22 protein-coding genes are annotated in these 17,577 nt (G+C 61.7%); 14 read left to right on the top strand and 8 right to left on the bottom strand.

Features of this window, described 5'->3' with window-relative positions:
* Window positions 1-177: 177 nt before the first annotated feature.
* The 8 genes from ihfB to RA29_RS03020 all read left to right on the top strand — a co-directional run bounded on the left by ihfB (window position 178) and on the right by RA29_RS03020 (window position 4,692).
* A complete protein-coding gene (ihfB, locus tag RA29_RS03055) occupies window positions 178-462 on the top strand; it encodes an integration host factor subunit beta (RefSeq protein ID WP_039682822.1) in 285 nt (94 codons plus the stop codon).
* Window positions 462-812: a LapA family protein gene (locus tag RA29_RS03050; protein ID WP_039682820.1), complete on the top strand. Its 351-nt coding sequence runs from the start codon at window positions 462-464 to the stop codon at window positions 810-812. Before ihfB ends, RA29_RS03050 begins: the two co-directional genes overlap by 1 nt.
* Before the next feature lie 9 nt (window positions 813-821).
* Window positions 822-1,466, top strand: a complete 645-nt coding sequence (locus RA29_RS03045) for a phosphoribosylanthranilate isomerase (RefSeq protein ID WP_039682818.1) — start codon at window positions 822-824, stop codon at window positions 1,464-1,466.
* Window positions 1,463-1,912 (top strand): GNAT family N-acetyltransferase, encoded by a 450-nt coding sequence (locus tag RA29_RS03040; protein ID WP_039682816.1) that lies wholly within the window; start codon window positions 1,463-1,465, stop codon window positions 1,910-1,912. Before RA29_RS03045 ends, RA29_RS03040 begins: the two co-directional genes overlap by 4 nt.
* Before the next feature lie 15 nt (window positions 1,913-1,927).
* On the top strand, window positions 1,928-3,175 hold the full coding sequence (gene trpB / locus RA29_RS03035; protein WP_039682815.1) for a tryptophan synthase subunit beta: 1,248 nt from the start codon (window positions 1,928-1,930) through the stop codon (window positions 3,173-3,175).
* Window positions 3,176-3,402: 227 nt separating this feature from the next.
* The gene (locus RA29_RS03030) at window positions 3,403-3,642 is read left to right on the top strand and encodes a hypothetical protein (RefSeq protein WP_152612907.1); all 240 of its coding nucleotides are present in this window, start codon (window positions 3,403-3,405) and stop codon (window positions 3,640-3,642) included.
* A 77-nt stretch (window positions 3,643-3,719) separates the two neighbouring features.
* A complete protein-coding gene (locus RA29_RS03025) occupies window positions 3,720-4,178 on the top strand; it encodes a hypothetical protein (protein WP_193743451.1) in 459 nt (152 codons plus the stop codon).
* Window positions 4,060-4,692, top strand: a complete 633-nt coding sequence (locus RA29_RS03020; protein ID WP_342666387.1) for a helix-turn-helix transcriptional regulator — start codon at window positions 4,060-4,062, stop codon at window positions 4,690-4,692. Before RA29_RS03025 ends, RA29_RS03020 begins: the two co-directional genes overlap by 119 nt.
* Here RA29_RS03020 and RA29_RS03015 read toward each other — a convergent pair.
* From RA29_RS03015 to RA29_RS02995, 5 genes are all read right to left on the bottom strand, one after another.
* Window positions 4,689-5,057, bottom strand: a complete 369-nt coding sequence (locus tag RA29_RS03015; RefSeq protein ID WP_039682809.1) for a DUF2237 domain-containing protein — start codon at window positions 5,055-5,057, stop codon at window positions 4,689-4,691. The genes RA29_RS03020 and RA29_RS03015 overlap by 4 nt on opposite strands.
* Before the next feature lie 3 nt (window positions 5,058-5,060).
* Window positions 5,061-6,227 (bottom strand): serine hydrolase, encoded by a 1,167-nt coding sequence (locus RA29_RS03010; protein ID WP_039683870.1) that lies wholly within the window; start codon window positions 6,225-6,227, stop codon window positions 5,061-5,063.
* A gap of 54 nt (window positions 6,228-6,281) precedes the next feature.
* Complete coding sequence (locus tag RA29_RS03005; protein ID WP_039682807.1) at window positions 6,282-7,316, bottom strand: DUF2332 family protein; 1,035 nt, start codon at window positions 7,314-7,316, stop codon at window positions 6,282-6,284.
* Window positions 7,313-7,996: an aminoacyl-tRNA hydrolase gene (pth, locus tag RA29_RS03000; protein WP_039682805.1), complete on the bottom strand. Its 684-nt coding sequence runs from the start codon at window positions 7,994-7,996 to the stop codon at window positions 7,313-7,315. The genes RA29_RS03005 and pth overlap by 4 nt, the downstream gene beginning before the upstream one ends.
* A gap of 365 nt (window positions 7,997-8,361) precedes the next feature.
* A complete protein-coding gene (locus RA29_RS02995; protein ID WP_039682803.1) occupies window positions 8,362-9,003 on the bottom strand; it encodes a 50S ribosomal protein L25/general stress protein Ctc in 642 nt (213 codons plus the stop codon).
* A gap of 148 nt (window positions 9,004-9,151) precedes the next feature.
* Here RA29_RS02995 and RA29_RS02990 point away from each other — a divergent pair, with 148 nt between their 5' ends.
* Complete coding sequence (locus RA29_RS02990) at window positions 9,152-10,324, top strand: MFS transporter (protein WP_039682801.1); 1,173 nt, start codon at window positions 9,152-9,154, stop codon at window positions 10,322-10,324.
* Window positions 10,325-10,386: 62 nt separating this feature from the next.
* Here RA29_RS02990 and RA29_RS02985 read toward each other — a convergent pair whose 3' ends face one another.
* Window positions 10,387-11,550: an alpha-hydroxy acid oxidase gene (locus tag RA29_RS02985; protein ID WP_039682800.1), complete on the bottom strand. Its 1,164-nt coding sequence runs from the start codon at window positions 11,548-11,550 to the stop codon at window positions 10,387-10,389.
* 158 nt (window positions 11,551-11,708) lie between these two features.
* Between RA29_RS02985 and RA29_RS02980 the strand changes: the two genes are divergently transcribed.
* The 5 genes from RA29_RS02980 (at window position 11,709) to RA29_RS02960 (ending at window position 16,188) form a co-directional block, all read left to right on the top strand.
* Window positions 11,709-12,854: a twin-arginine translocation pathway signal protein gene (locus RA29_RS02980; RefSeq protein WP_039683868.1), complete on the top strand. Its 1,146-nt coding sequence runs from the start codon at window positions 11,709-11,711 to the stop codon at window positions 12,852-12,854.
* Window positions 12,847-13,293 carry a MarR family transcriptional regulator gene (locus tag RA29_RS02975; protein ID WP_039682798.1) on the top strand — a complete coding sequence of 149 codons (447 nt, stop codon included), beginning with the start codon at window positions 12,847-12,849 and terminating at the stop codon, window positions 13,291-13,293. The genes RA29_RS02980 and RA29_RS02975 overlap by 8 nt, the downstream gene beginning before the upstream one ends.
* 81 nt (window positions 13,294-13,374) lie before the next feature.
* Window positions 13,375-14,073 (top strand): tRNA (guanosine(46)-N7)-methyltransferase TrmB, encoded by a 699-nt coding sequence (gene trmB, locus RA29_RS02970; protein ID WP_082029410.1) that lies wholly within the window; start codon window positions 13,375-13,377, stop codon window positions 14,071-14,073.
* A 136-nt stretch (window positions 14,074-14,209) separates the two neighbouring features.
* On the top strand, window positions 14,210-15,559 hold the full coding sequence (gene aroA, locus RA29_RS02965; protein WP_052249437.1) for a 3-phosphoshikimate 1-carboxyvinyltransferase: 1,350 nt from the start codon (window positions 14,210-14,212) through the stop codon (window positions 15,557-15,559).
* An 8-nt stretch (window positions 15,560-15,567) separates the two neighbouring features.
* Window positions 15,568-16,188, top strand: coding sequence for a d(CMP) kinase (locus RA29_RS02960; protein WP_039683866.1), 621 nt, complete (start codon window positions 15,568-15,570; stop codon window positions 16,186-16,188).
* Here RA29_RS02960 and RA29_RS02955 read toward each other — a convergent pair.
* Window positions 16,185-16,619 carry a hypothetical protein gene (locus tag RA29_RS02955; protein WP_039682792.1) on the bottom strand — a complete coding sequence of 145 codons (435 nt, stop codon included), beginning with the start codon at window positions 16,617-16,619 and terminating at the stop codon, window positions 16,185-16,187. The genes RA29_RS02960 and RA29_RS02955 overlap by 4 nt on opposite strands.
* A 109-nt stretch (window positions 16,620-16,728) precedes the next feature.
* Window positions 16,729-17,523: a tryptophan synthase subunit alpha gene (gene trpA / locus RA29_RS02950; protein WP_039682791.1), complete on the bottom strand. Its 795-nt coding sequence runs from the start codon at window positions 17,521-17,523 to the stop codon at window positions 16,729-16,731.
* Window positions 17,524-17,577: the final 54 nt, after the last annotated feature.

The following is a 17,577-nucleotide window of genomic DNA, read 5'->3' as shown; positions in this document are numbered from 1 at the left end:
GATGCTGCATATCCCATGCAGGCCCCGAACTGCCGTCCAAAAACTGCTCACGTCCCTGCGCAAAAGGCAAAAAAAGCCTGCACGCGCAAATACGGGCTATTCCCGAAAGGCGCGTTTGTTCCTATACTTACAGGACGACAAAATATAAAAAGTCCGAGTCTCTCGGGAGGGAACAAGATGATCCGGTCAGAGTTGATCCAAAAGATCGCAGACGAAAATCCACACCTCTACCAAAGAGACGTTGAGCGGATCGTGAACACCATCTTCGACGAAGTGACCAACGCAATGGCACGCGGCGACCGGGTCGAGTTGCGCGGCTTCGGCGCGTTTTCGGTCAAGAAGCGTGACGCACGGACGGGGCGTAACCCTCGCACCGGTGAAACGGTTGACGTCGAAGAAAAGCATGTGCCCTTCTTCAAGACCGGAAAGCTCTTGCGTGATCGTCTGAACGGGAAAGCCTGATGCGCTACATTCGCTATGCCTGCATTGCCATCTTTGCCGTGGCGCTGATTGCCGTCGCCCTGGCCAATCGCGGCATGGTGACGTTGAAGCTGTTGCCGGATGAGATCGCCGGTCTTTTTGCGGTGGCCCCGACCATCGAACTCCCGCTTTTCGTCGTGATCTTTGGCGGCATCATTGCTGGCTTGCTGGTTGGTTTTGTCTGGGAATGGATGCGCGAACACACAATCCGGGCCGAGAATGCGCGCAACGCGCGCGACAAGCGCAGGCTTGAGCGTGAGGTCAAACGCCTCAAGACCGAAAAGCACGAGGGCAAGGACGAGGTGCTGGCGCTCCTGGACGAAGCCAGCTAATCCAAGCCCATGTCTGACGTTTCAGTCAAAATCTGCGGCCTGGGACGCCCCGAACACGTGGCCGCAGCAGTTGAGGCGGGCGCGAAGTACATCGGTTTTGTGTTTTTCCCGAAGTCCCCGCGCAACATCAGCGTCGCAGATGCACGCGCGCTCGCATTGGACGTGCCTCCCGGTGTCGCCAAGGTGGCGTTGGTCGTGAACGCTGATGATAAGTTTCTGGACGAGCTGGTCGCCCAAGTCCCGCTCGACATGTTGCAATTGCACGGGGCCGAGACGCCCGAACGAGTGGCCGAAATTAAGGCGCGCTATGGCTTGCCGGTGATGAAGGCGGTGGGCGTTGCAGACGCTGACGATCTGCCTGCGCTCGACGCATATATTCGTGTGGCAGACCAGATCCTTGTCGATGCGAAACCGCCCAAGAACGCAGATCTGCCGGGCGGCAATGGCCTAACCTTCGACTGGCGTCTGATCTCGGGACGGCGCTGGCCCGTGCCCTGGATGCTCGCCGGGGGCCTGACGGCCGAGAACGTGGCCGAAGCGGTTGCCCTGACCGGTGCCCGTCAGGTGGACATCAGTTCGGGAGTTGAGGCTGCACCGGGTGAAAAGGACGCAAACCTGATCCGCGCCTTTATGGCGGCGGCACAGGGCGCATGAGCGTCACCTTTCGCAACGCGACAGAGGCTGACGTTCCCGCTATCCTCTCACTTCTGATGGACGACAAGCTGGGCGCAACCCGCGAAAGCACCCAAGCTGATGCCTATCTGCCGACGTTCAGGGAGATTGAGGCAGACCCAAACAACACCGTCATCGTCGGTGAACTGGCGGGTGACGTTATTGCCACATACCACCTGACATTCATCGCGGGCCTGTCCCTGAGCGCCACACGCCGTGCACAGATCGAAGGCGTGCGCGTGGCCAGCCATCTGCGCGGGCAAAGCATTGGCGAAGCCATGTTTGCCGATGCCGAAAAGCGGTCGCGCGCCGCCTGTTGCAAGCTGATGCAACTCACGATGAACAAAGGTCGCACCGACAGTGCGCGGTTCTATGAGCGGCTTGGCTTTACCCCTTCTCACATCGGGTATAAACGCGATCTGACCTGAACGCGGGAGGCGACGATGGCCAACGATCTTTTCAATTCCTTTATGACCGGCCCCGATGAAAACGGGCGCTTTGGCGACTTTGGCGGGCGGTTCGTATCCGAGACCTTGATGCCGCTGATCCTGTCGCTGGAAGAGGAATACGAAAAGGCCAAGACCGACGACAGCTTCTGGGCCGAGATGGACCATTTGTGGAAACACTATGTCGGGCGTCCGAGCCCGCTCTACTTCGCGGAGCGCCTGACCGAGCATCTTGGCGGCGCCAAGATCTATATGAAGCGCGACGAGCTGAACCACACCGGTGCGCACAAGATCAACAACGTGCTGGGCCAGATCATCCTGGCGCGGCGCATGGGTAAGACCCGGATCATCGCTGAGACCGGGGCAGGGCAGCACGGGGTCGCCACGGCAACGGTCTGTGCGAAATTCGGTCTGAAATGCGTGGTCTACATGGGCGCGCATGACGTCGAGCGTCAGGCCCCCAACGTGTTCCGCATGAAGCTGCTGGGCGCGGAGGTGATCCCGGTCACCTCAGGTCGCGGCACGCTTAAGGACGCGATGAACGATGCGCTGCGCGACTGGGTGACCAACGTGCGCGACACGTTCTATTGCATCGGCACAGTGGCCGGGCCGCACCCGTACCCCGCCATGGTCCGCGACTTCCAAAGCATCATCGGCAAGGAAGTCCGCGAGCAGATGACCGAGGCCGAGGGCCGTTTCCCCGACACGGTGATCGCCGCCATCGGTGGCGGGTCCAATGCGATGGGCCTGTTCTATCCCTTCCTCGATGACAAAGAGGTCGCGATCATTGGTGTCGAAGCGGGTGGGAAGGGTGTGAATGCCAAGATGGAGCATTGCGCGTCCCTCACTGGCGGCCGCCCCGGCGTGCTGCACGGCAACCGCACTTATCTTCTGCAAGACGATGACGGCCAGATCCTCGAAGGCTTCTCAATCTCTGCCGGTCTCGACTATCCGGGCATCGGACCGGAACACGCATGGCTGCATGATATTGGCCGGGCGGAATACGTCTCGATCACGGATGTGGAGGCGCTGGAGGCGTTCCAGCTTTGCTGCACGACCGAAGGGATCATTCCCGCGCTTGAGCCGTCCCATGCCCTCGCCCATGTGATGAAGATTGCGCCTACGCTGCCCTCTGATCACATCATCTGCATGAACATGTGTGGCCGTGGGGACAAGGACATTTTCACCGTCGCGCGGCATCTTGGCTTTGACATGTCAGGCCCCGAGGGGCGCAACGTAGAATAAAGCAATCGCAAAACACGCAAGCGAGGCGGGCTTTGGCCCGCCTTTTTTGTGGGCGCACCACTGCGGGTGCCTGCACCGTGGACCATAAACTCCGGTTTAGACCGTTTGGTCATGTGTTTACTCCGCGCAGATTAAACCCCTAGAGCATGGGCATCAGTGCACTTTTGTCCCTTTTCTGAGTGACGTCGCGGATTTCCGCCGTGATGCATACAAAGAAAGGATACGAGATGAAAAAGACAGTGACTCTGACGGCGATTGCAATGCTGATTGCTACAACGGGCGAGGCCGATACCGACGGTCGGTTCAAGTTCTCGGACTTGTTTGCAGGTGGTGGATGGTCCTCGCACTCGGATGACGAAGATGAGGATGTCCTGGGCGGGCAGGACGCGCGTGACGATGATCGGGGTGATGACGATGACCATGGAATTGATGACCGGGGCGGCGGCGACGCCGGTGAGGATGGCTAGGACGACGATGCAGACATCGACCCACCATATGTCCACCCGACAGCCGCTCCCCGAGTTTTGCGGGCGGGGTATATGATATGAAGACGTGGCTTTGTGCCTTTGCGCTGTCCTGTGCGCTCAGCTCTGCGAGTTTTGCTGGCCCGATTGAGGACAGCATTGTCCGGCAATTGCGCGAACAGGGCTTTTCGCAGATTGAGGTGCGCCGCACCCTTCTGGGACGGTCGCGGATCGTGGCGCGCAGCAGGGATCTGTATCGCGAGATTGTTGTCAGCCCGGTGACCGGTGAGATTTTGCGCGACTATTGGCGCGAACTGGACGGTGAGGGTCAGGGTACCCAGATTGTGAATCCAGGCCGGTCCGGTGGCGGCGACGCAGACCGCAATGGCGACAGCGACCGCGATGATGACGATCGTGATGATGACGACGACCGCGACGATGATGATGGCGATGATGACGGCGGCGACCACGACGGTGGCGATGACAACGGCGGCGATGACGGGGGGGATGACGGAGGCGACGATGGCGACGACGACTGAGGGTCGTGCTGCATTCAGAATATCGCGACACATGGTGATTTTTTCAGTTGTTCTATTGGTTCAAACGTTGTGTGCCGTGTTTTTTGTGTACGAAATTCTCATTACTTTGCTCGGCCTTCCCATTGCGCCGATCAATTGGCAGGTTCACGAACTTATTGAGATTGCCGCCGCCCTTGGTCTGATTATCGGGGTGGGGGTAGGGGCCTATATGCTGCGCGCCGCCATGCGACGGTCAGAGCATGTGGAAAGCCAGCTTCGGGCGGCATCCGGCGCCTTCATGGAGCTACTTGAGGACAAATTCACCCTGTGGGGCCTGACCCCGGCAGAACGGGACGTGGCGCTCTTTTCGATCAAGGGGTTCAGCACCCAGGACATTGCCGCAATGCGCGAGACGTCCGAGGGGACAGTCAAGGCGCAGACCAATGCGATTTACCGCAAGGCCGGCGTATCGGGCCGGCCCCAATTGCTGAGTTTGTTTATTGATGACCTGATGGATGGACCGTTACAGCACTAGGCCGCGTGCTGTTTCAGGACGTCGAGCGGGACAACATCCAAGGCCCGCAGATGCGTTGCAGACAAGCTGACCTTTGGCGCGCAGCCTTCCTCGTGTGCCTGCAGGAAGCGCGAGGCGCACAGACACCAACTGTCACCGGGTTTCAGCCCTTTGAAGCGGTATTCGGGCCGCGGTGTGCTCAGGTCGTTGCCCACGTACTTGGAGTAGGCGAGGAATTCGGCCGTCATAACTGCGCAAATCGTGTGGCTGCCCTGATCTGCGGCGCAGGTGTTGCAATGGCCGTCGCGGAAGAAGCCGGTGACCGGGTCCATGCCACAAACCTCAAGCGCAGTGCCCAGGACGTTGACGCTTTCATCGGGTTCCATGTTTTACTCCGTTGCGGCCACGATTTGGCGGAACATGTCGATATTCGAAGCACTTACGCCAGCCTCGCGAAACTTGCGATCCGCCGCAGTGGTGACAATCACGACACCCGCTTCTTTGTCGATATAGAGGTACTGACCGTAGATACCACGGCCCGTGAACTGCCCTTCGGACGCGCCGACGGGGATCCACCATTGATAGCCGTACCCGATCTTGCCTGGCCGTGTCGGTGCGCTTGGGCGGGTCGAGGCGGCGATCCAATCCGCAGGAACGATCTGCTGGCCCTGCCATGTGCCGTTTTGCAGGATCATCTGCCCGAACCGGGCATAGTCGCGGGTCGTGATGTTGAGCCCGCCAAGGACAAAGGCCACGCCGACACCGTCGGTGAGGTAGAGGGGCGCGCGCTCAAGTCCCAGCGGCCCGATCAGCTTTTCGGCCATCAGGTCCGGGATGTCACGGCCCGTGGCACCGCGTGCCACCATGCCGACCACATGCGTGTCGATTGAGGTGTATTGCCAGGTCTCGCCGGCTGACGCGAAGGTTTCTGTCAGGCCAGCGGCAAAGTTGTCCATCTTGCCGCCCAAGGCGATAATGCGGCCCATCCTGTTGATATCGCTGTTATAATCCAGGTAGTCCTCGTCAAATGTGATGCCGCTCGTCATCTGCAGAACGTTCCGAATGGTCGCCCCGTCATAGGCACCACCTGCAAGAGCGGGCGCATAGTCGGTGACAGGTGCGTCCAGCGATGTGATCGCACCCTCGTCCACAAGGATGCCGAACAAAGCCGACAGATAGCTTTTTGCGACGGACCAGCTGATGCGCAGGTCATTCGGTCCCGTTCCTTGGTAGTAAGCCTCATGCACGATCTGGCCGTCCTTGAGGACAAGGGTGGAGGTCACCGTGCGGGCGGTCACCCACTCGTCATACCCGGCGGGCATATCCAGCGCTGTGCCCATTGGCAGCGGACTGACAGGGGTGTCGCCCTTCGGGATTTCGCGATGCAGGAATGCGCCATCCATGTTCGAAAAGTTCGATACAATGCGGGTTTCATCGAACAAACTGTTCACTGCAAGCAGGCGTGTGATCTCTTCCCGTTTCCACAAACCGATCACAACTGCGGCTAATGCTAGAGCCAAAAGGCCCCGAAATATCCATTTTGCGACTTTTCGCATTTTCATCCTCACCTTGCGCGCTGCTATCCCCAGTCGGTTAATCAGCGCTAGGCATTATCCCGCCCAGTTGATCCATCGACCGTGAAAATCGGCGCGTCCAAGGTTGAGGGTGAGGTCGCCCGGCCACAAGCGCAAGGTTAACGCAGCGCCAACCGCGCCGGTCGTATCGCCATCGGTTTCCATCTGCATCCAGGCGAGGGGCGTCTCCGGTGTCGCCTTCGCTCCGGCGGCTTCAATCATGGCTGTGCCCCGCGCCTGTGCGTCTGCGGGGAAATACTGCCATGCGACCGTGTGCTGGATCATGTGCATATGACCCTCTGGCGCGGTTGCCAGACGCTGTTCCAGCCAGTCGATGGCATCCCCCTGGTCAACCTTGGCGGTCAGCACGGATGTGGCGGAGCGGGTCAGTTCGACCCGGTGCGGTTGGTCGGCCCAGAGATAGGACAGGAGCGCCATCCGGTCTTTTTTATCATGTAAATTCAGAGGATTGAGGTCCACACCCGATCTATCCACAACCTGTGGAGAACTCTTGGGCGGCACCAGGCCAGTCCACTCGGGGCTGAGCGTGAGCGCGGCATCCTCCGGCCCGAAGCGGTACGTGGGAGTTTCGAGCGCGAAGTGGTCCCACATCAGGTTCAACCCGCCGCTTGCGCCCAGTTCAGACAGGACGATGGGCCGGTCGAAATGCGACAGGGCGACATGCGCCATCGGGATCAGCGCCGCGCTGCGCCGGACCTCGTTGGTCTGTGGGGCGTTTCGGGTCCAGTCGAGAAAGAAATCTTCGTGTGTTTTCAATGCGTTCAGGACGGCGCTTTCAAGAGCTGTGTCGTCTGCCGTGTTGGGGGGGTAGGCATTGATCAGGTCAGCATCCTTGCCTTGCAGCACAAGCGCGTGTAGACCGCCGCCGATCCGGAGCGGAAGCGAATGCCCGGCAGGCCCGATATCCCCCTGATATTCCGCCATTTTTTGACCAAGTGCCGTGTCCGGATCCCAGCGGTCCGCGAGAATGCCGAGGACCCGCCCCATTAGGGGTGAGCCCATATGGGCACAGGTTTTGGATTGGTTCAAAAAGGCGTCACGTAAGGTCATGAAAATCGGTCCATCAGTTTCTGAATAGGCGAGCGGTTGTCCAGCTCGGGTGCGGCTTCGACTTCGGAAGCCTTTGTATTTTCTCCCTTTTTCTGAGTGTTGCTTGAACGGGGTGGGGCCACGCGGAGCGCGACGGCGTTCATAAACTTGGCCCCGTCACCCACGGCTAGATGGGGCGCGCCATCGGAACATCCGCGTATGACATCGTCGAGCCATGCCTCATCGGCTTTCGGAAAGTCGCGCAGGACATAGCCGGGGACCGCATCCTTGTGCCCCGGATGTCCAACGCCCAGCCGGACGCGCGCATAGTCGGCGCCGATATGGGCGTGGACCGAACGCAGGCCGTTGTGCCCGGCATGTCCGCCGCCGATCTTCCAGCGCACCTTGCCCGGTGCCAGGTCAATTTCGTCATGTAAAACAATGACATCCTCGGGTTCCAGCTTGTGAAATCGCATCGCGGCGCCGACGCTGTCGCCCGATTTGTTCATGTAGGTTTCGGGCTTCAGCAGGATCGCGCGGGTCGAGCCAAAGCGTCCTTCGGACACCGATCCCTGATGCTTGGACTTCCATGTCGGGAAGCCGTGATCGGCGGCAATGCGGTCCAGAACCATGAATCCGATATTGTGCCGGTTCCGCGCGTATTTCTGTCCGGGATTGCCCAGACCGACGATCAGTTTCATGGATGCCCTCGTGTCATGTTGCAGCGCAGCATAAAGGGCGGGCAGGGGCGGGTCCAGCAATGCGTAAACGCACCGTACGGTCGGAGCGTTCGGCCCGCGTGCGGTAAAACTACACATTTTTCAACGCAAACTGCGCGTTTTGGCCTCCGGAATCCCCTGCGATTCAGGCCCGATTTGCACAAACTGCACATTTTCGCCCGCAAATTGCGTGTTTTGGGTGGTGCGCGGCCGTTAAGATATTGAAAAGGGTTAACCTTTTCTCATGTCGCTTCAGAATTTGTTAGGAGCCGCGCAGGATATGCCGAAACGAAACAGGCCGCCCCGGATCGGAGCGGCCTGATCTTAACCCAAACAAAGTTGGGCGATTATTCTTCGCCAGCCGCTTCGGTGGCCTCTTCGCCCTCGGCGGCGCCTTCCTCGTTCTCGGACGAGCGCAGGCCCGACGGTGCGGTGATCGTCGCGATCACGAAGTCACGGTCGATGGTCGGCTTGGCGCCTGTTGGCAGCGTCACGGAAGAGATGGTGATGCTGTCGCCGACTTCCGCGCCGCTCACGTCGATGGTGATGCTTTCGGGAATGTCGCCAGCTGTCACGACCAGTTCCACCTCTGGGCGGACCAGCGACAACACGCCGCCTTTTTTTAGGCCGGGCGAGACGTCTTCGCCTTCCACTTCAACGCCGATGAACAGGTTGATCTTGGTAGTGCGGCGCAGGCGCATGAAATCCACGTGCGTGGGCAGGTCCTTGACCACGTCGCGCTGCACGTCGCGGCAGATGACGCGGACGTCCTCGTGGCCTTCGACTTTCATGTTGAACAGGGTCGACTTGAACCGACCGGCTTTCAGCATTTTGAACAGCTTGTTGAAGGGCAGATTGATCGGCAGCGGATCTGCGTCGCCACCAAAAACAATCCCTGGAACCATGCCGTCGCGGCGGGCCTGACGAGCGGCGCCCTTGCCTGTCCCCGTGCGTTCCAGGGCTTCGAGATCAGGAATCTCTCCAGCCATATGTATTCTCCAAAGTTAGGGCAGGGTGCCTCCAAGGCTGTCACCCCGCGTGAAGGCTGCGCTATAGACCGGTTTTGGGGCCGTGAAAAGACGCAAAATACGTGCGCGAGGGCTGGACGAGGTGAGGGCCCCGTGTCACCGCTGGGACATGAGACTTCTGGATGACATCATCGCCTCGCGCCGCGCCCTGATGGGCTTTGTTATCGTGGGCTTTGGCTGGGCTGCGTTTTCTGCCCAGATGCCGGTGATCAAGGGCCAGATCGGTGTGAGCGACGGGGCCTGGGGCACGTTGATTCTGATCGGGTCGACCGGCGCGATCATGGCGATGTGGCTGGCGCCGCTGCTGCACCGTCTGATTGGGCGGTGGGCGATGATTGCGGGGGCTGCGGTGATGGCGTCGGGCTTTGTGCTGGCGGGTGCAGCGCAGACGTCGCTGGTGATGGGCATTGCGCTGTTTCTGGCGGCGGGCGGGTCTGGGATCGCGGATGTGCTGGCCAATGCCGAGGTGAGCGAGGCCGAGGCCAGCACGGGCCGGTCGCTGATGAACCTGAACCACGGTTTGTTTTCGGTGTCCTATGCGCTGGCTGCTGTGGCCGTGGGTGTGGCACGTGAGGGCGGGTATGGGCCGGTCGCCATTTTTTCGGTGCTCATGCTGGCGGTGGCCATTCTCAGCCCCTGGCTGATCCTGCCGGTGCGGACGCTGACCGAGGAGGACACGCAGGATGCAAGCGGCATGCCGCGTCTTCTGGTTTGGGTTGGCGGTCTGGTTGTCCTGTCGGCCTTTCTGGGAGAGGCCGCGTCCGAGGGCTGGTCGGCGCTGCATGTGGAGCGGACGCTGGGCGGTGGCCCGGCTGAGGGGGCGATGGGCCCGGCGCTGCTGGCCACTGGCATGGCCGTGGGGCGTTTGGGCGGGCACATCTTTGGCGCAAGCTGGCCGCCCTTCCGGTTGATGGTTGTGGCGTCGTGCATTGCCGGTCTTGGGCTGGCGCTTGCCGGGATGGCGACAGGGCTGCCCATGGCCTATGCCGGGTTCCTGCTGGGTGGGCTTGGTGTGTCGGTCGTCGGCCCCTTGGCGCTGGGACTGGTGGGGCAGGCCGTGCGCCCGAAATACCGTCTTGCCGCGATCAGTCAGGCCGCGGCCCTTGGCTATGCAGCGTTTTTCCTCGGTCCCGTCATCATGGGCTTTGTCGCCGAAGGGTTCGGTCTCCGCGTCTCTTTCTACGTGGTCGCCGGCATCATGTTTGCGGTGGCAGCACTCCTCCTCCCGTCATGGGGACGGATGCTTGGCCGCCAACGCCCGCATATCCCTTCTTCTGGCTAAAAATACCTCGGGGTCTGGGGCAGAGCCCCAGCCGGTCGCCGCGGGGCCCCGCGGCGAAATCCCTATTGCCAACGCCCTTCAAATCCTTCGGGCACCAGCAGGTTATGCCGCCCGAGATTGGCGACGTTCGTTTCACCACACAGCGCCATTGTGGTGTCGAGTTCCTTGTGAATGACATTGAGCGCCTCGGTCACACCTTGCTGACCCATAGCGCCCAGACCGTAGACAAAAGCGCGGCCGATATAGGTGCCCTTGGCCCCCATGGCGAGCGCCTTGAGGACGTCCTGGCCCGAGCGGATGCCGCTGTCGAGATGCACTTCGACCTGATCGCCCACGGCGTCGAGGATCGAGGGCAGGGCGCGGATGGAGCTGAGCGCGCCGTCAAGCTGCCGCCCGCCGTGGTTCGACACGATGATGGCGTCGGCGCCGACCTTGAGCGCCATCTTGGCGTCGTCGGCATCGAGGATGCCCTTGAGGATGACCTTGCCGCCCCATTGCTCTTTCAGCTTGGCCACCTTTGACCAGTCGAGGGTCGGGTCGAATTGCTCTGCGGTCCAGGCCCCAAGCGATGATGCGTCGCTGATGCCATCCACGTGGCCCACGATGTTGCCGAACTCGCGGCGCTTGGCCGACAGCATCTCGATCCCCCAGGCCCATTTGGTGGCGAGGTTCGCTATGGTCTTGGCCGTGAGTTTTGGCGGGGCGGAGAGGCCGTTTTTCAGGTCCTTGTGCCGCTGGCCGAGGATCTGGAGGTCGAGCGTGATGACGAGGGCGGAGCAGTTTGCGTCCTTGGCCCGTTGGATCAGGCGGCTGACATAGTCCTGGTCTTTCATCGTGTAGAGCTGGAACCAGAAGGGGGCGTCGGTGAAGCCTGCGACATCCTCGATCGAGTTGATGGACATGGTCGATAGCGTGAAGGGGACGCCGAATTTCTCGGCCGCCCGTGCGGCCTTCATCTCGCCGTCGGCGTGCTGCATCCCGGTGAGGCCCACGGGGGCGAGGGCGACGGGCATGGCGACGTTCTGGCCGATCATCTGGGATTTGGTCGAGCGGCCCGACATGTCGACGGCCACGCGCTGGCGCAGGCGGATGTCATCGAAGTCCGAGGAATTGTCGCGGAAGGTCTGTTCCGTCCAGCTGCCGGATTCGCAGTAATCGTAGAACATGCGCGGCACGCGGCGCTCGTAGATGCGTTTGAGATCATCGATTGTGGTGATGACGGGCATGGCAAACTTCCGATATTGGTTATGTTTGCTTACCAATATGGGCTGTTTCGGGCAAGAGATGATCTGTCGAACGTCATAAAGTACGAAGTAGAACTTGTTTGATGCGATATCGTATTATATTGTTAGTGTAGTTCGAAATCGTACAAATGGAGCATCCGATGCCTTTCACTCGTCGCAAAACCCTCGCTCTGCTTGGGGGCGGTTCAATTCTGGCTGCGTCTGGTGCTGGCGCATATGCTGTCACCCGCATGCCACGGACGGCGCTGAAGCCCTGGGAAGCCGCTGGCACTTATGCCGAACCGCGCATGCGGGCGTTGTCCTATGCCATCCTCGCGCCCAACCCGCACAACCGTCAGCCGTGGCAGGTGGACTTGCGCACCGACGGTGAGGTGACCTTGCGCGTCGATACCGACCGGTTGCTGCCACACACGGATCCGTTCAGCCGTCAGATTGTCGTGGGGCTGGGCTGTTTTCTGGAGTTGATGGTGCTGGCCGCCGCAGAGGAGGGGATTGGGGTGGAACTGGATGTCTTTCCCGATGGGGAGGATGCCGCCGCGCTGGACAGTCGCCGCGTGGCCGTGGCGCGGTTCACGCCGGGGGCGGCGGCGCCTTCGCCGCTGTTTGATCACGTGATGGACCGGCGGTCTTTGAAAGAGCCATATGACACCGCGCAGCCCGTATCGCAGGAGGCGTTGGAGCGCATCGTTGCCCCAGTCATACATGGTTCGGGTGTCGCGGCGACCAATGATCCGGACCGCGTTACCACCTTGCGCCTGCTGACCGCCCGCGCGTTCGAGATCGAATTCGAAACGCCGCGCACCTACAAGGAAAGTGTTGATCTGTTCCGGATCGGGCATCGCGAAGTGGATGCGAACCCCGACGGGATCGACTTTTCCGGGCCGCAATTCGAAGCGTTGCGCCTGACCGGCCTGTTCAGCCGCGCGGCGGCGATGGACCCGGGCGGCATGTCGTACAAGCAGGGGTTGGAGATGGTGACGGCGACGGCGATGACCGGCATGGCCTATGTCTGGCTGACGACCGACGGCAACAGCCGCGCCGATCAGATCATCGCGGGGCGGGATTGGCTGCGCCTGAACCTTGCCACCACCGCGGCCGGGCTGGGGATGCAGCCCATGAGCCAGCCCTTGCAGGAATTCCCGGAAATGGCCGGCCTTTATGATGAGGCGCATGCGATGCTGGCGCCCGGCGGGCAAACCGTGCAAATGTTGGGCCGATTGGGATATGGCACAGCGGTGCCGCAGAGCCCGCGCTGGGGATTGGAAAGCAAGATCGTGCATGGATGACAGCGACCCGTCGGTCTTTTTCGAAGTATTCAACGAGATCGGCATCATCGAACAGTTGAGCCGCGCCATCCTGGAGGCGCGGCTGCCTCATGGGCTGATTGCGCCCCATTTTGGTGTGCTGAACCATCTGACCCGCGTGGGCGATGGGCGCACGCCGATGGAGATTGCGCGCGCCTTTCAGGTGCCCAAGACGACGATGACCCATACGCTGAAAGGGTTGGAGCAGCATGGGCTGGTCGAGATGCGTCCGAACCCGGACGATGGCCGGTCAAAGCGCGTGTGGCTGACGGACAAGGGGCGCGAGGTGCGTGCGGGCACCATTGCGGCCCTTGGCCCGGAGTTTGCGAAGCTCGCCGAGGATTTCGATATTGCCCGGCTGGTTGAGATACGGCCTGTGCTGACCGAGTTGCGTGAATATCTGGACGCGGCGCGGGATTGAGCGCGGCAGGGCGCAGGACACCTGTGCCTTACGGGTCCGTCCCCATTGCCCCTGTCAGCGCGCCGCGCTACACGGCGCGCCATGACCGAACGCCCCCATCGCAACTTCTATGGACGTCTCAAGGGCAAGACCCTGAAGGACAGTCAGAAACGCTATCTGGATGAAGATCTGGAGGCGCTGTCGCCGGGACCCGTGTCGTGGGAGGACAATCCTGCGCGCGATCCGCTGGATCTGGATGCGCTGTTCGGGGGCAAGCCTGTGTGGCTTGAGGTTGGCTTTGGCGGCGGTGAGCATCTGGTGCATCAGGCTGCCCAGAACCCAGATGTCGGGATCATTGGGGCGGAGCCTTATATCAACGGTGTCGCGATGCTTCTGGGAAAAATTCGGCGGGCTGGGGTGGAGAATCTGGCCGTGCATCCCGGCGATGCGCGGGATCTGATGGATGTGCTGCCCGAGGCGTCGATTGCGCGGGCCTTTCTGCTCTACCCCGATCCGTGGCCCAAGGCGCGGCACCATCGCCGCCGCTTTGTCACGCAGGAACATCTGGAGCCTTTGGCGCGTGTGATGCAGCCCGGGGCGATCTTTCGCGTGGCGACCGACATTCCCGATTATGTGCGTCAGACGCTGGAAGAGGTGCCGCAGGCGGGCTTTGAGTGGTTGGCCGAGCGTCCGACCGATTGGCGGGAGCCTTGGGGGGACTGGATCAGCACGCGCTATGAGCAGAAGGCGCTGCGCGAGGGGCGGGTGCCGCATTATCTGACGTTTCAGCGGGTTGGATAGGGATTTTGGGGGCTCTGCCCCCGCGCGTGCCGCGCTCCCCCGTGGTATTTTCGGTCAGAAGAAACATGTAGGCGGTCTGGACGAGGTCAGACGGGCGGGGTAGGTCTGCGCCGATTGAATTGATGCGAGCGCAAACATGTCCAGCCACGGTGATCCTATCCCAATGACGTCCTCCGCCTGTGGGCCGCTGAGCGGTGTGGCGGAGGTGCCGGGTGACAAGTCGATTTCGCATCGCTCGCTCATTCTGGGGGCCATGGCGGTGGGGGAGACCACCATCACCGGGTTGCTGGAAGGGCAGGATGTGCTGGACACCGGGAAGGCCATGCAGGCTTTTGGCGCTGAGGTGATCAACCATGGTGGTGGGTCCTGGTCGGTGCATGGTGTTGGCGTTGGTGGGTTTGCGGAGCCTGATCAGGTGATTGATTGCGGCAACTCCGGCACGGGTGTGCGTTTGATCATGGGCGCGATGGCGACCTCGCCCATTTCGGTGACGTTTACTGGCGATGCGAGCCTGAACGGGCGGCCCATGGCGCGGGTGACGGACCCGCTGGCGCTGTTTGGCTGTCAGGCGGTGGGCCGGGCCGGGGGGCGGTTGCCGATGACATTGGTGGGGGCTGCTGATCCGGTGCCGGTGCGCTACACCGTGCCGGTGCCGTCGGCGCAGGTGAAGTCTGCCGTCCTGCTGGCCGGGCTGAATGCGCCGGGTGAGACTGTTGTCATCGAGGAAGAGGCGACACGCGATCATACGGAGCGGATGCTGGCGGGGTTTGGCGCCGAGATTTCGACTGAGGTGACGGAGGAGGGGCGTGTCATCACGCTCAAAGGGCAGCCGGAACTTAAGCCGCAGCATATTGATGTGCCGCGCGATCCGTCCTCGGCCGCGTTTCCGGTGTGTGCGGCGCTGATCGTGCCCGGGTCGGATGTCCTGGTGCCCAATATCGGGTTGAACCCGACGCGGGCGGGGCTGTTCACCACGCTGCGCGAGATGGGGGCCGATCTGGTGTACGAGAATGAGCGCGAGGAAGGTGGGGAGCCTGTGGCTGACCTGCGCGCGCGGTTTTCCCCCGATCTGAAGGGGATCGAGGTGCCGGCCGAGCGTGCGGCGAGCATGATTGATGAATACCCTGTGCTGTCGGTTGTGGCGTCTTTTGCCAGCGGCGAGACCCATATGCCGGGGGTCAAGGAATTGCGCGTCAAGGAAAGTGACCGGATTGACGCTATGGCCGTTGGTTTGCGCGCGGCGGGTGTGACGGTCGAGGATGGGCCGGATTGGTGGACTGTCACGGGCCTTGGCCATGGGAATGTGCCGGGCGGCGTGACCTGCGCGAGCCATCTGGATCACCGGATTGCGATGTCGTTCCTTGTTATGGGGATGGCGACGCAGAAGCCGATGAGCGTGGATGATGGCGGGCCGATTGCGACCTCCTTCCCGATTTTCGAGGCGCTGATGGGGGGGCTGGGCGCCGACATTCAGCGCGGCGGGTGATGTCGGCGCTGGTGTTTACTGTTGCCATTGACGGGCCTGCGGCGGCGGGCAAGGGCACCATCGCGCGTGCTGTTGCAGCGCATTTCGGGTTTGCGCATCTGGATACCGGGCTTTTGTACCGTGCCGTTGGGGCGTTAACGCTGGACGGGGCCGATCCGGTGGCGGCGGCGCGGGCGCTGGACCCCAGTGCGCTGGAAGACGGGCGGTTGCGCACCGCAGAGGTGGCGCAGGCCGCGAGCCGGGTGGCGGTGATTGCGGACGTGCGGGCAGCGCTTTTGGACTTTCAGCGCGGCTTTGCCCGGCGGTCCGGCGGTGCGGTGCTGGATGGGCGCGACATTTGCACAGTCATTTATCCCGATGCCGAAGCGCAGTTGTTTGTGACGGCGAGCGCTGAAGTGCGTGCGGAGCGACGCTGGAAAGAGCTGCGGGAGAAGGGTGATGACCGCACGCTGGCCGAGGTGCTGGCGGATGTGCGGGCCCGTGATGCGCGCGATAGTCAGCGTGAGGCGGCGCCGATGCGCCCGGCGGATGGGGCGCTGTTGCTGGACACCTCGGAGATGTCGATTGCAGAGGCTGTGGACGCGGCCATCGCGCATGTGGAAGCGAAGGGCGGGATACCCCGCGCCTAGGTTTGCAGGGCGTTGTTCAGGTCGGTGGAATCGACAATCACATATGATGTGAAGTGGACCTTCCATGACCCGTCCGGCTGGCGCTTGATCAGCGAAAAGGCCGGGTAGGGTTCCTGAACCAGAATATCGCGGCTGATGAGGCGTGTTTCGTGGGTTGCGGCCACTTCGTCCGGGGACCGGAAGCTGGCGGACACGCAATGGCGTGCCATCATCGTCACTTGCTGTTTCATGAGATGCCCGTGCACGGCATCGAATGTCGTCCTCAGGCTGTCGCGCGATCTGATAACGTTTTGGCCGTTCACCGTCTCGACAGTGTAGGGGAGGCTGAAGCACGCTGCGAATGTCTCGAACGCGCCGGACAGGAGGGCGTCGCCCGTCTGTGCGAGCAGTGTTTCCGAAATATCGGATGGGGAGGCGGTGGTCTGAATCAAGGTATTTAGGTCTTCGGTCGTGGACCGAACATTGCCGCATTCAGACGAAAATTCAATAATTACATACGTTTCCCGTATAGAGGGAGCGATTTCGGCATAGACTTGCTGGCTATGCCGCGTGTGCGCCGTCGGCCAGGCTTTTCACGAATTCCAGAACGCTGTCGACGCTGTCGCCTGCGCCGATCTTGCTGACGATGGCGGAGCCGACCACGGCGCCGTCGGCAACGGAGGCAATGGCGCGCGACTTTTCGGGCGTGTTGACGCCGAAGCCTACGATGATGGGCAGATCGGTGGCGGACTTGATGCGCGCGACCTCGGGGCCGACATCGCCTGCCTCCGCCTCGGCCGCGCCTGTGATCCCTGTGATAGAGACGTAGTAGACAAAGCCGGAGGTGTTTTGCAGCACGCGGGGCAGGCGCTTGTCATCCGTGGTCGGCGTGGCGAGCCGGATGAAGTTGAGGCCCGCGGCTTGGGCCGGGATGCACAATTCGCTGTCTTCTTCGGGGGGCAGGTCGACGACGATCAGCCCGTCGATCCCGGCCTCTTTGGCCTGGGCCAGAAACGTGTCCACGCCGCGCGAATAGATCGGGTTGTAGTAGCCCATCAGCACGATGGGGGTCGTGTTGTCCGTTTCGCGGAACGCACGCGCCAGATCGAGCGTGCGGTCAAGGGTCATGCCTGCCTCAAGCGCCCGTTGGCCTGCGAGCTGGATGGTGGGCCCGTCGGCCATGGGGTCGGTGAAGGGCAGGCCCAGTTCGATCACGTCCACGCCAGCGCCCGGCAGACCCTTTACGATCTCAAGGGACGTGTCGTAGTCCGGGTCGCCTGCCATGATGTAAGACACGAAAGCCTTGCGGCCTTCGGCCTTGAGGGCGGCGAATTTGGCGTCGATCCGGGTTGTCATCCTGCTCTCCCTTAAGCGTTCCGCTGTCCCTGCCAAAGCGGTGCGGGAAAGGCA

This window comes from Tateyamaria sp. ANG-S1, assembly GCF_000814025.1.
In the GTDB taxonomy this organism is placed as follows: domain Bacteria; phylum Pseudomonadota; class Alphaproteobacteria; order Rhodobacterales; family Rhodobacteraceae; genus Tateyamaria.
This window is presented reverse-complemented; position numbering and strand designations above follow the sequence as displayed.

Bases quoted from the DNA above. Each gene is read 5' to 3' on its own strand.
- RA29_RS03025 (WP_193743451.1), top strand. From the start codon at position 3,720: ATGAAGACGTGGCTTTGTGCCTTTGCGCTGTCCTGTGCGCTCAGCTCT.
- RA29_RS03005 (WP_039682807.1), bottom strand. From the start codon at position 7,316: ATGACCTTACGTGACGCCTTTTTGAACCAATCCAAAACCTGTGCCCAT.
- RA29_RS02985 (WP_039682800.1), bottom strand. From the start codon at position 11,550: ATGCCCGTCATCACCACAATCGATGATCTCAAACGCATCTACGAGCGC.
- trmB (WP_082029410.1), top strand. From the start codon at position 13,375: ATGACCGAACGCCCCCATCGCAACTTCTATGGACGTCTCAAGGGCAAG.
- RA29_RS02995 (WP_039682803.1), bottom strand. From the start codon at position 9,003: ATGGCTGGAGAGATTCCTGATCTCGAAGCCCTGGAACGCACGGGGACA.
- ihfB (WP_039682822.1), top strand. From the start codon at position 178: ATGATCCGGTCAGAGTTGATCCAAAAGATCGCAGACGAAAATCCACAC.
- RA29_RS03045 (WP_039682818.1), top strand. From the start codon at position 822: ATGTCTGACGTTTCAGTCAAAATCTGCGGCCTGGGACGCCCCGAACAC.
- trpB (WP_039682815.1), top strand. From the start codon at position 1,928: ATGGCCAACGATCTTTTCAATTCCTTTATGACCGGCCCCGATGAAAAC.
- RA29_RS03010 (WP_039683870.1), bottom strand. From the start codon at position 6,227: ATGCGAAAAGTCGCAAAATGGATATTTCGGGGCCTTTTGGCTCTAGCA.
- RA29_RS03030 (WP_152612907.1), top strand. From the start codon at position 3,403: ATGAAAAAGACAGTGACTCTGACGGCGATTGCAATGCTGATTGCTACA.
- RA29_RS03020 (WP_342666387.1), top strand. From the start codon at position 4,060: ATGACGACGACCGCGACGATGATGATGGCGATGATGACGGCGGCGACC.
- trpA (WP_039682791.1), bottom strand. From the start codon at position 17,523: ATGACAACCCGGATCGACGCCAAATTCGCCGCCCTCAAGGCCGAAGGC.
- aroA (WP_052249437.1), top strand. From the start codon at position 14,210: ATGTCCAGCCACGGTGATCCTATCCCAATGACGTCCTCCGCCTGTGGG.
- RA29_RS02980 (WP_039683868.1), top strand. From the start codon at position 11,709: ATGCCTTTCACTCGTCGCAAAACCCTCGCTCTGCTTGGGGGCGGTTCA.
- RA29_RS03015 (WP_039682809.1), bottom strand. From the start codon at position 5,057: ATGGAACCCGATGAAAGCGTCAACGTCCTGGGCACTGCGCTTGAGGTT.
- RA29_RS03040 (WP_039682816.1), top strand. From the start codon at position 1,463: ATGAGCGTCACCTTTCGCAACGCGACAGAGGCTGACGTTCCCGCTATC.
- pth (WP_039682805.1), bottom strand. From the start codon at position 7,996: ATGAAACTGATCGTCGGTCTGGGCAATCCCGGACAGAAATACGCGCGG.
- RA29_RS03050 (WP_039682820.1), top strand. From the start codon at position 462: ATGCGCTACATTCGCTATGCCTGCATTGCCATCTTTGCCGTGGCGCTG.
- RA29_RS02975 (WP_039682798.1), top strand. From the start codon at position 12,847: ATGGATGACAGCGACCCGTCGGTCTTTTTCGAAGTATTCAACGAGATC.
- RA29_RS02990 (WP_039682801.1), top strand. From the start codon at position 9,152: ATGAGACTTCTGGATGACATCATCGCCTCGCGCCGCGCCCTGATGGGC.